Below are 9,037 nucleotides of genomic sequence, written 5' to 3'. Positions count from 1 at the left end.
TCATGGAGGTGTTTTTTTATGAATCAGAAAACTAGAAAACTTGTATTTGTTGCATTTTATGCAGCGCTTGGTATCGTGTTGAACTATTGCACAGAATTTCTGCCATCTATGCCAAATGGAGGGACGATTGAAATTACGGTTATTGCCTATTTTGTGGCAAGCTTTCATCTCGGGTGGCAATATGGACTTGCAACAGCTGTGCTGGGGTGGTTAGTAGGCTGCTTGTTTGGCTTAAGCAATTATATTGTATCGCCTATGCAAACAGCACTAGATTACATTGTACCGGTGGCAGCGTGTGGTTTGGCGGCCTTGTACCCTAAAATTAAATTTGGGAAATGGAGCATAAGCAATGTTTACTCCGGTATGGTTATCGGAATGTTCTTGAAGTATGCTTCCCATGTGCTGGCAGGTGTTTATTTTTGGTTTCCGGAAGGAAGTGCTGCCGGAAGCCTAGCTGCTTGGATCTATTCAGCTTGGACTTATAATTTGGCATACAATTTAGCGACCTTGGTTGTATGCTTGCTGATTGTACCGGTGTTGATCAAAGCACTGCAGCATGCTAGTAAGGATAAATTTGCAGGTATTAAATAGTGAATGGAAAAGTCAGAGTGGTGATACACTTTGGCTTTTTTTATAATTTAGGGGGATTTTCAAGGAAGGGAAAGAGAAAAAACATGTGGGTTGAAGAGCATGTTAAGGTGCAATGGTATGAAAGAAATGGTGTTGTATATGCGCAAAGCTCGGTAGTTGATATATTATGAAAAAAGATAAAAAAGACTGCATTTATCGGGATTTAAGCGATTTGTAAAGAAATCTAAAAAGTTTAAAAAAGTGCTTGCAAAGACATATTGCTTTTTGTTATAATGGGTGCATGACCGCGAGGACATGCGAGGTTGCCGACCCACTGAAAGGCGTTGTCATGAAGACAGTGCTTCGGGGAATTCGCATCGAGCGAGTCTATAGTCGATATAGACGAAAGGAGAATATTCATGGCAAAAAATAGCGTAAGAATTCGCTTAAAGGCTTATGAGCACAGAATTTTGGACGCATCTGCAGAAAAGATCGTTCAGGCTGCTAATGCTCACGGAGCTAAAAAAATTGTTGGACCCGTACCTCTTCCAACAGAAAAGCAGGTAGTAACTGTCCTGCGTGCGGTACACAAGTACAAGGATTCTCGTGAACAATTCGAGATCAGAACTCACAAGCGTTTAATTGAGATTGTTGGACCTACAGCAGAAACAATCGACTCATTGAGCCGTTTGGAATTGCCTAGTGGTGTTGACATCGAAATTAAGCTGTAATGGAGGTGGACAACATGAAAGGAATTTTAGGACGTAAACTTGGGATGACACAGGTTTTCACTGAAGATGGAACATTGATTCCGGTTACAGTGGTTGAAGCTTGCCCTAATATCGTATTACAGAAGAAAACTGTTGAAAACGATGGCTATAATGCTGTGCAGATTGGATTTGAGGATATCAAAGAAAAACGCACAACAAAAGCTAACGTTGGTCACGCTAAGAAAGCAAACACTACTGCAAAGCGTTTTGCTAGAGAAGTTCGCGATGCAGACTTCGCTGATTTGGATCTTGGCGCTGAAGTAAAGGTTGATATCTTTGTTGCTGGAGAAACCGTTGATGTTATCGGTACTTCAAAGGGAAAAGGTTACAACGGCACAATCGTTCGTAACAATGCTCATCAAGGACCTAAGACACACGGTGGTTCTAAGAACATTCGTCATATCGGTTCTTTGGCAACCAACGGTATTACTTCCCGTCAGGGTAAGATCCTGAAAGGGACAATCATGGCTGGTCAGGAAGGTGGATATAGAACTACAAACCAGAACCTGACAGTTATCAAGGTAGATGTTGAAAACAACTACTTGTTAATCAAAGGAAACGTGCCTGGGCCTAAACGTGGTCTTGTCATGGTTAGATCTGCGAAATGTTCAAAAGGTAACAGCGAGCCTGTAACATTGGTAGATTACACGAAAGAGGAGGAATAAAAGATGCCTAAGATGGTCGTACTTAGCCAGAATGGTAAAGAGCTAAAAGAAATCACTCTTGCAGATTCTGTATTTGGCATCGAGCCAAATCAGCAATGTATCTTTGATGCCATTGTTATGCAGCGCGCAAGCGTTCGTCAGGGTACTCACGATACAAAAAACCGCACGGAAGTAAGCGGTGGTGGACGTAAGCCTTGGCGTCAAAAGGGTACTGGTCGTGCTCGTCAGGGTAGTATCCGTGCTACACAGTGGAGAGGTGGAGGAATCGTATTCGGACCAACACCAAGAAGCTACAGCTACAAATTAAACAAAAAAGTTCGTCGTCTTGCACTGAAATCAGTGTTATCTGAAAAAGTGTTGGAAAACGCTATGAGTGTTGTTGACAAGTTTGAATTGGCTGAACCAAAAACAAAAGCATTCAATCAAATTATTGCAGATATCAACGCACCTAAGAAAACATTGTTCGTAGTAAGCGAAAACGAAGACTTTGAAAATGCATTCCTAAGCATGCGCAACATTCCGACAATGATGATGCTGACTGCTGATGGTATCAATGTTTATGACATTGTAAATGCTAACAAGATCGTGTTCACAGAAGCTGCTGTGAAAGATGTTGAGGAGGCACTTGCATAATGAATAACTATAAAGATATTATTATTCGTCCGATCATCACAGAAAAAACGATGAAATATATGGACGCTGATAACAAGGTAACATTCGAGGTTGCGAAGGGTGCTAACAAGGTGTTGGTTGCTCAGGCAGTAGAAAGCATCTTCGGTGTTGATGTTGAAAAAGTAAACATCGTAAACGTTAAACCTAAAACAAAAAGAATGGGACGTTACGTTGGAAAAACAAAAGCTATCCGTAAAGCTTATGTAAAAATCAAAGCTGGTCAGGATATCAACTTATTCGGCGAAGAAGCTGAATAAAATCAGGAAGAAGCACGCTATTTCCTGAATAAATATTGCGTAAGGAGGAAATTTAGATGCCAATTAGAAAGTATAAGCCGACCACTCCAGGTCGTCGTGGCATGACAAGTTTGACGTATGAAGAAATTACGACAAACAAGCCAGAAAAATCATTGTTAGCACCTTTGAAAAGCAAGGGTGGACGTAATAACAATGGTCGTATCACTACTCGTCATCAGGGTGGTGGACACAAAAGAGCATATCGTATCATCGACTTCAAGAGAAACAAAGATGCGATTCCAGCTCGTGTAGCAACGATTGAATATGATCCAAACCGTTCTGCAAATATCGCATTGTTGAATTATGCGGATGGTGAAAAACGCTATATTATCGCTCCGAAAGGTTTAACTGTCGGAATGGAAGTTGTTTCCGGAAGTGAAGCGGATATCAAGGTTGGTAACTGCTTGCGTCTAAGAGATATTCCAGAAGGTACATTCGTACACAACATTGAATTGAAGCCGGGGAAAGGCGGACAGCTGGCACGTTCTGCCGGTACATCTGCACAGATCCTTGGTATTGAAGAAAAATATGCTATTATTCGTTTAGCATCAGGTGAAGTTCGTAAGATCCTTGCTGATTGCCGCGCTACTATCGGTCAGGTTGGAAATGAAGATCACAGCCTTGTAAACTATGGTAAAGCGGGACGTAACCGTTGGAAGGGAATCCGCCCTACTGTTCGTGGTTCTGTAATGAACCCTAACGATCACCCTCATGGTGGTGGTGAAGGACGTACACCAGTTGGACGTAAATCACCAATGACTCCTTGGGGCAAGAAAGCTATGGGTGTGAAAACTCGTAAGAACAAAAAAGCTTCAACGAAATTAATCGTTCGTCGTCGCAACGGTAAATAGGCAAAGGAGGAAATGAAAAATGAGTCGTAGTCTTAAAAAAGGCCCATTCTGTGATGATCACTTGATGAAAAAAGTGGAAGCACTGAATGCTGCCGGTAAAAAACAGGTTATTAAAACATGGTCACGTCGTTCAACTATATTCCCTCAGTTCGTGGAACACACATTTGCTGTTTACAATGGTAAAGAACACCTGCCTGTATATGTTACAGAAGATATGGTAGGACACAAACTTGGTGAATTCGTGCCAACTCGCAAATATGGTGGGCATGGCGATGATGACAAGAAAGCTAAGAGATAAGGAGGAACGTGAACAATGGAAGTTAAAGCAACCGCAAAAACATTACGTATCCCACCTAGAAAAGCTCGTATTGTTATCGATTTAATTCGTGGGAAAGATGCTGCAGAAGCTGCTGCAATCTTAAAATTTACACCAAACGTTGCTGCCGAAGCAATTGGCAAAGTTTTGAAATCAGCTGTTGCCAATGCAGTGCACAACAACGAAATGAATGAAGAAAAATTATACGTGAAAGCATGTTATGCTAACGAGGGAGTTACTCTTAAACGCTTCATGCCACGTGCAAAGGGATCAGCAAGTGCGATCCACAAACGTACCAGCCACATTACAGTAGTGGTTGCAGAGCGTGATTAAGGAGGTAGCCCATGGGACAGAAAGTTAGTCCGATCGGATTACGTGTCGGTGTCATTCGCGACTGGGAGTCAAGATGGTATGCTGACAAAGAATATGCCGATTTATTATTAGAAGATGTTAAAATTCGTGAATTTATTTTCAAAGAGCTGAAAGCTGCATCTGTTTCTCGCGTAGAAATCGAGCGCTCTAAAAATCGTGTCGAAATTATGATTCGTACAGCTCGCCCTGGTGTTATCATCGGAACAAACGGTGAAAGCATTGAATTGTTGAAAAAGAAGATTGAAAAGCTAACTGGTGGTAAAAATATCTACCTAAAGGTTTTGGAAATTGCTAACCCTGATTTAGATGCTAAGCTAGTAGCTCGTAGCATTGCCGATCAGTTGGAACAGCGTGCAAGTTTCCGTACAGCTCAAAAAAGAGCTATTCAAAGAACTATGCGTGCTGGTGCAAAGGGTATCAAAACAGCTGTATCCGGTCGTCTAGGTGGCGCAGATATGGCACGTACGGAAGGTTATTCTGAAGGAAATGTTCCTTTGCATACACTTCGTGCGGATATCGATTATGCTTGGGAAGAAGCACACACTACTTATGGACGTTTAGGTGTTAAGGTTTGGATCTGTCGTGGAGAAGTATTGCCAGGTCAGATGGTAACAGAACCTGAAGCCCCTAAAAACCCAATGAATGATCGTCGTCGTCGCAATAACCGCGGAGGAAGAAACGATCGTCGTAACAACAGAAATAATGCAAAAGCAGCTCCTGCAAAGGAAGCAAATGCTGAGCAGGCTCCTAAAGCTGAGGAAGGAGGAAACTAAATTATGTTAATGCCTAAGAGAACAAAATATAGAAGACCTCATCGCCTAAGCTATGAAGGGCGTGCAAAAGCCGGACGCGATGTTGCGTTTGGTGAATATGGTCTTGTTGCGGATACTGGTGCTTACATCAGCAACCGTCAGATCGAAGCGGCTCGTATCGCTATGACACGTTACATGAAACGTGGTGGTAAGGTTTGGATTCGTATCTTCCCTCACATGGCAAGAACGAAAAAACCATTGGAAGTACGTATGGGTTCTGGTAAGGGTGCACCTGAAGGTTGGGTAGCAGTCGTTAAAGCAGGACGCGTAATGTTTGAAATCGCCGGTGTAAGTGAAGAAGTGGCTCGTGAAGCGTTCCGTCTTGCATCTCACAAATTACCGGTGAAAACAAAATTCGTTGTTAGAAAAGGAGATAAGTAATCATGACAGTGAAAGAGATCAGAGAAAAAAGCAATACTGAATTATTACAAGAGATCGAAACGCTTAAAGATGAACTTTTTAATCTTCGTTTCCAACAGGCTACTGGACAATTAACAAATACTGCTCGTATTAAGACAGTAAAGAAAACGATTGCCCGTATTAAAACAGTGATGACTGAGCGTGAGCTTAGTGGTCAGGATTAAGGAGGATCATTAAGTTATGGAAAGATCTAACCGTAAAGTTTATCGCGGTACTGTTGTATCTGACAAAATGGATAAGACAATTACCGTATTGGTATCAACTAAGAAAACACACCCATTATATGGTAAACGTGTTAACTATTCTAAGAAATTCAAAGCTCATGACGAAAACAATGAGGCTAAGATCGGTGATGTAGTAACGATTATGGAAACACGTCCATTGTCAGCTACAAAGCGTTTCCGTCTTGTTGAAATCGTTGAAAAGGCTGTTCAGCTATAAGCGCTAGGAGGTAAGATACTCATGATTCAAAACGAAAGTAGATTGCGCGTCGCTGACAACACGGGTGCTAAGGAAGTTTTGGTAATCCGTTGTTTAGGCGGAAGTGTTCGCAAGTTTTCAAACATCGGGGATATCGTTGTCTGTTCAGTAAAACAGGCTGCTCCTGGTGGAAGTGTTAAAAAAGGTGATGTTGTAAAAGGTGTAATCGTACGTACAAAACGTGGAATTCGCCGCGACAATGGAACATACATCAAATTTGATGACAATGCTGTTGTTCTTATTAAAGATGACAATACGCCACGTGGAACTCGTATTTTTGGACCAGTGGCAAGAGAATTGCGTGACAAAGACTTTATGAAAATCGTGTCTTTGGCACCGGAAGTACTATAAGGAGGTGTCTTTGTGAAAATCAAAAAAGGTGATAAAGTTCAGGTTATTACAGGTGCTTACAAGGGCACTATCGCTGAAGTAATTAAAGTTTTCCCTAAGGACGATAAAGTAATCGTTGAGGGTGTTAACATGGTTAAGAAACACTTGAAACCAACACAGGCAAACCCAGATGGTGGCATCATTGAAAAAGAAGCTCCTATCCACGTTTCCAATGTTATGGCATACGATGCAAAAGCTAAGAAAGCAAGTCGTATCGGTTATGAAATCAAGGAAGATAAAAAAGGCAACAAAGAAAAAGTACGCGTCTATAAAGCAAGCGGCGCTGCTGTGAAGTAGGAGGGGTTAAAAGATGAACCGCCTAAATGAGAAATATACACAGGTTGTTGTACCAAATATGATGAAAAAATTTGGTTACAAATCCGTAATGGAAGTACCTGCTGTTGAAAAAATTGTAATCAATATGGGAATTGGTGAAGCTATTCAGAATCCAAAATTATTGGAAGAAGCAGTAGCTGAACTAGCTCAGATTACTGGACAGGCTCCAGTAATTACAAAGGCAAAAAAATCCATTGCGAACTTTAAGCTTCGTGAAGGTATGCCTATCGGATGTAAGGTTACGCTTCGTAAGGAAAAAATGTATGATTTCCTTGATAAGCTAATGAACATCTCATTGCCACGTGTTCGTGACTTCCGTGGAGTAAGCGATACTTCATTCGATGGTCGCGGAAACTATACTTTGGGTATCAAAGAACAGTTAATCTTCCCAGAAATTAACTTTGATAAGGTAAACAAAGTACGTGGTATGGACATTGTAATTGTTACAAGTGCAAAAACAAATGAAGAAGCTAAGGCATTACTTACAGAAATGGGTATGCCTTTCAAGAAGTAGGAGGACTTATACATGGCTAAAAAATCAATGATCAACAAACAGAAACGTCCTCAAAAGTTCAAAGTGCGTGAGTACACACGTTGCGAACGTTGTGGTCGTCCTCACTCAGTTTTACGTAAATACAAACTATGCCGTATTTGCTTCCGTGAATTGGCTTACAAAGGTCAGATTCCCGGAGTAAAGAAGGCTAGTTGGTAGTCAGATAGGAGGAATACAGTCATGATTATGACAGATCCGATTGCAGATATGCTTACAAGAATCCGTAACGGGGTACAGGCTCGTCACGAAAGCGTAGAAATTCCTGCAAACAAAGAAAAAATTGAAATCGCTAAGATTTTGAAAAACGAAGGTTTCATTACAGACTATAGTGTTGAAGGTGATGTTAAGAAAACAATTAAGATCACTTTGAAATATGGTCCTAACAATGAAAAAGTTATCAATGGATTAAAGAGAATTTCAAAACCAGGTCTTCGTGCTTATGCAAAAGTGGATTCTATTCCACGTGTATTGAACGGACTAGGTATTGCGATTATCTCTACATCTCATGGTTTAATGACAGATAAAGAAGCAAAAGCAAAACATGTAGGTGGCGAAGTTATCGCCTACGTATGGTAATTTGCATAAGCTAACGGAGGTAAGAAGATGTCACGTATCGGTAATAAAGCGATTACCATTCCTGCCGGCGTTGAAGTAAGCATCGCCGCAGGCAATGAGGTGACTGTTAAAGGACCTAAGGGAACTTTAACTCGTCAGTTTAACCCTGCTTTAGGAATTAAAGTAGAAGAAAATGTTTTAACTGTAACAAGACCAAACGATGAAAAACACATTAAACAGCTACATGGTACTACACGTGCTTTGTTGGCAAATATGGTTGAAGGTGTTAGCAATGGATTCGTTAAGGAACTAGAAATCATCGGTATTGGTTATCGTTCTGCTGTTAGTGGAAAGAAATTAACATTGAACGTAGGTTATTCTCATCCAATCGAATTTGCGATTGAAGATGGTTTAACGGTAGAATGTACATCTGCAACCGAAATTAAAATTTCAGGTATTGATAAACAGCGTGTTGGTGAATTCGCTGCAAATGTACGTGCTGTAAGAAAACCAGAACCTTACAAGGGCAAGGGTATCCGCTATAAGGGTGAATTTGTTCGTCGTAAGGAAGGTAAAACAGCAGGTAAGAAATAGTGGGAAAGGAGAAATTGAACAATGCTTAAGAAGGTATCTAGAAATGATGAGCGTTTACGCCGTCACGTGCGTGTTCGTACCAAAATCAGTGGTACTCCTGAATGTCCCCGCCTGAACGTTTTCCGTTCAAACAGCAACATTCACGCGCAGATTATTGATGATGTTAATGGAAAAACTTTAGTTTCTGCAAGCTCTGTAGAACTAAAGCTTGAAAATGGTGGAAATGTAGAAGCTGCAAAAACAGTTGGTACTGAAGTTGCAAAACGTGCTTTAGCTGCAAATATTGAAAATGTAGTATTTGACCGTGGAGGTTACATTTACACTGGACGTGTTAAGGCGCTAGCTGATGCAGCTAGAGAAGCCGGATTGAAATTTTAGGAGGTTA

At 41.0% G+C, this 9,037-nt stretch carries 19 protein-coding genes; all 19 read left to right on the top strand.

Annotated features, from left to right (window positions below):
- Window positions 1-18: 18 nt before the first annotated feature.
- The 19 genes from EUBDOL_RS02885 (at window position 19) to rplR (ending at window position 9,030) form a co-directional block, all read left to right on the top strand.
- Window positions 19-591 (top strand): energy-coupled thiamine transporter ThiT, encoded by a 573-nt coding sequence (locus EUBDOL_RS02885; RefSeq protein ID WP_004798276.1) that lies wholly within the window; start codon window positions 19-21, stop codon window positions 589-591.
- 398 nt (window positions 592-989) lie between these two features.
- Entirely contained in the window at window positions 990-1,301 is a 312-nt protein-coding gene (rpsJ, locus tag EUBDOL_RS02880; RefSeq protein ID WP_004798272.1) for a 30S ribosomal protein S10, read from the top strand.
- Between the two features lie 14 nt (window positions 1,302-1,315).
- A complete protein-coding gene (gene rplC, locus EUBDOL_RS02875) occupies window positions 1,316-2,005 on the top strand; it encodes a 50S ribosomal protein L3 (RefSeq protein ID WP_040462971.1) in 690 nt (229 codons plus the stop codon).
- Between the two features lie 3 nt (window positions 2,006-2,008).
- Entirely contained in the window at window positions 2,009-2,638 is a 630-nt protein-coding gene (gene rplD / locus EUBDOL_RS02870) for a 50S ribosomal protein L4 (RefSeq protein WP_004798268.1), read from the top strand.
- A complete protein-coding gene (rplW, locus tag EUBDOL_RS02865) occupies window positions 2,638-2,934 on the top strand; it encodes a 50S ribosomal protein L23 (RefSeq protein ID WP_004798267.1) in 297 nt (98 codons plus the stop codon). The genes rplD and rplW overlap by 1 nt, the downstream gene beginning before the upstream one ends.
- 56 nt (window positions 2,935-2,990) lie before the next feature.
- Window positions 2,991-3,824 carry a 50S ribosomal protein L2 gene (rplB, locus tag EUBDOL_RS02860; protein WP_004798264.1) on the top strand — a complete coding sequence of 278 codons (834 nt, stop codon included), beginning with the start codon at window positions 2,991-2,993 and terminating at the stop codon, window positions 3,822-3,824.
- A gap of 19 nt (window positions 3,825-3,843) precedes the next feature.
- Entirely contained in the window at window positions 3,844-4,122 is a 279-nt protein-coding gene (gene rpsS, locus EUBDOL_RS02855) for a 30S ribosomal protein S19 (RefSeq protein ID WP_004798260.1), read from the top strand.
- Window positions 4,123-4,137: 15 nt separating this feature from the next.
- Complete coding sequence (gene rplV / locus EUBDOL_RS02850; RefSeq protein ID WP_004798259.1) at window positions 4,138-4,473, top strand: 50S ribosomal protein L22; 336 nt, start codon at window positions 4,138-4,140, stop codon at window positions 4,471-4,473.
- Window positions 4,474-4,484: 11 nt separating this feature from the next.
- Complete coding sequence (rpsC, locus tag EUBDOL_RS02845; protein ID WP_004798257.1) at window positions 4,485-5,285, top strand: 30S ribosomal protein S3; 801 nt, start codon at window positions 4,485-4,487, stop codon at window positions 5,283-5,285.
- Between the two features lie 3 nt (window positions 5,286-5,288).
- Window positions 5,289-5,705, top strand: a complete 417-nt coding sequence (gene rplP / locus EUBDOL_RS02840) for a 50S ribosomal protein L16 (RefSeq protein ID WP_004798256.1) — start codon at window positions 5,289-5,291, stop codon at window positions 5,703-5,705.
- 2 nt (window positions 5,706-5,707) lie between these two features.
- The gene (rpmC, locus tag EUBDOL_RS02835; RefSeq protein WP_004798255.1) at window positions 5,708-5,908 is read left to right on the top strand and encodes a 50S ribosomal protein L29; all 201 of its coding nucleotides are present in this window, start codon (window positions 5,708-5,710) and stop codon (window positions 5,906-5,908) included.
- Between the two features lie 16 nt (window positions 5,909-5,924).
- Window positions 5,925-6,185: a 30S ribosomal protein S17 gene (rpsQ, locus tag EUBDOL_RS02830; protein ID WP_004798250.1), complete on the top strand. Its 261-nt coding sequence runs from the start codon at window positions 5,925-5,927 to the stop codon at window positions 6,183-6,185.
- 21 nt (window positions 6,186-6,206) lie between these two features.
- A complete protein-coding gene (gene rplN, locus EUBDOL_RS02825; RefSeq protein WP_004798249.1) occupies window positions 6,207-6,575 on the top strand; it encodes a 50S ribosomal protein L14 in 369 nt (122 codons plus the stop codon).
- A gap of 12 nt (window positions 6,576-6,587) precedes the next feature.
- Complete coding sequence (gene rplX / locus EUBDOL_RS02820) at window positions 6,588-6,911, top strand: 50S ribosomal protein L24 (protein ID WP_004798248.1); 324 nt, start codon at window positions 6,588-6,590, stop codon at window positions 6,909-6,911.
- A gap of 13 nt (window positions 6,912-6,924) precedes the next feature.
- Window positions 6,925-7,464: a 50S ribosomal protein L5 gene (gene rplE, locus EUBDOL_RS02815; protein ID WP_004798246.1), complete on the top strand. Its 540-nt coding sequence runs from the start codon at window positions 6,925-6,927 to the stop codon at window positions 7,462-7,464.
- 12 nt (window positions 7,465-7,476) lie between these two features.
- Window positions 7,477-7,662 (top strand): type Z 30S ribosomal protein S14, encoded by a 186-nt coding sequence (locus tag EUBDOL_RS02810; protein WP_022420240.1) that lies wholly within the window; start codon window positions 7,477-7,479, stop codon window positions 7,660-7,662.
- Between the two features lie 21 nt (window positions 7,663-7,683).
- The gene (gene rpsH, locus EUBDOL_RS02805; RefSeq protein WP_004798245.1) at window positions 7,684-8,079 is read left to right on the top strand and encodes a 30S ribosomal protein S8; all 396 of its coding nucleotides are present in this window, start codon (window positions 7,684-7,686) and stop codon (window positions 8,077-8,079) included.
- Between the two features lie 27 nt (window positions 8,080-8,106).
- A complete protein-coding gene (rplF, locus tag EUBDOL_RS02800; RefSeq protein ID WP_004798244.1) occupies window positions 8,107-8,652 on the top strand; it encodes a 50S ribosomal protein L6 in 546 nt (181 codons plus the stop codon).
- A 21-nt stretch (window positions 8,653-8,673) separates the two neighbouring features.
- Window positions 8,674-9,030, top strand: coding sequence for a 50S ribosomal protein L18 (rplR, locus tag EUBDOL_RS02795; protein ID WP_004798242.1), 357 nt, complete (start codon window positions 8,674-8,676; stop codon window positions 9,028-9,030).
- Window positions 9,031-9,037: the final 7 nt, after the last annotated feature.

The organism is Amedibacillus dolichus DSM 3991 (assembly GCF_000154285.1).
Lineage (GTDB): Bacteria > Bacillota_I > Bacilli_A > Erysipelotrichales > Erysipelotrichaceae > Amedibacillus > Amedibacillus dolichus.
This window is presented reverse-complemented; position numbering and strand designations above follow the sequence as displayed.

What these genes read in the sequence shown, in the direction of transcription:
- EUBDOL_RS02885 (WP_004798276.1), top strand. Translation starts at nt 19, where the DNA reads ATGAATCAGAAAACTAGAAAACTTGTATTTGTTGCATTTTATGCAGCG.
- rpsJ (WP_004798272.1), top strand. Translation starts at nt 990, where the DNA reads ATGGCAAAAAATAGCGTAAGAATTCGCTTAAAGGCTTATGAGCACAGA.
- rplC (WP_040462971.1), top strand. Translation starts at nt 1,316, where the DNA reads ATGAAAGGAATTTTAGGACGTAAACTTGGGATGACACAGGTTTTCACT.
- rplD (WP_004798268.1), top strand. Translation starts at nt 2,009, where the DNA reads ATGCCTAAGATGGTCGTACTTAGCCAGAATGGTAAAGAGCTAAAAGAA.
- rplW (WP_004798267.1), top strand. Translation starts at nt 2,638, where the DNA reads ATGAATAACTATAAAGATATTATTATTCGTCCGATCATCACAGAAAAA.
- rplB (WP_004798264.1), top strand. Translation starts at nt 2,991, where the DNA reads ATGCCAATTAGAAAGTATAAGCCGACCACTCCAGGTCGTCGTGGCATG.
- rpsS (WP_004798260.1), top strand. Translation starts at nt 3,844, where the DNA reads ATGAGTCGTAGTCTTAAAAAAGGCCCATTCTGTGATGATCACTTGATG.
- rplV (WP_004798259.1), top strand. Translation starts at nt 4,138, where the DNA reads ATGGAAGTTAAAGCAACCGCAAAAACATTACGTATCCCACCTAGAAAA.
- rpsC (WP_004798257.1), top strand. Translation starts at nt 4,485, where the DNA reads ATGGGACAGAAAGTTAGTCCGATCGGATTACGTGTCGGTGTCATTCGC.
- rplP (WP_004798256.1), top strand. Translation starts at nt 5,289, where the DNA reads ATGTTAATGCCTAAGAGAACAAAATATAGAAGACCTCATCGCCTAAGC.
- rpmC (WP_004798255.1), top strand. Translation starts at nt 5,708, where the DNA reads ATGACAGTGAAAGAGATCAGAGAAAAAAGCAATACTGAATTATTACAA.
- rpsQ (WP_004798250.1), top strand. Translation starts at nt 5,925, where the DNA reads ATGGAAAGATCTAACCGTAAAGTTTATCGCGGTACTGTTGTATCTGAC.
- rplN (WP_004798249.1), top strand. Translation starts at nt 6,207, where the DNA reads ATGATTCAAAACGAAAGTAGATTGCGCGTCGCTGACAACACGGGTGCT.
- rplE (WP_004798246.1), top strand. Translation starts at nt 6,925, where the DNA reads ATGAACCGCCTAAATGAGAAATATACACAGGTTGTTGTACCAAATATG.
- EUBDOL_RS02810 (WP_022420240.1), top strand. Translation starts at nt 7,477, where the DNA reads ATGGCTAAAAAATCAATGATCAACAAACAGAAACGTCCTCAAAAGTTC.
- rpsH (WP_004798245.1), top strand. Translation starts at nt 7,684, where the DNA reads ATGATTATGACAGATCCGATTGCAGATATGCTTACAAGAATCCGTAAC.
- rplF (WP_004798244.1), top strand. Translation starts at nt 8,107, where the DNA reads ATGTCACGTATCGGTAATAAAGCGATTACCATTCCTGCCGGCGTTGAA.
- rplR (WP_004798242.1), top strand. Translation starts at nt 8,674, where the DNA reads ATGCTTAAGAAGGTATCTAGAAATGATGAGCGTTTACGCCGTCACGTG.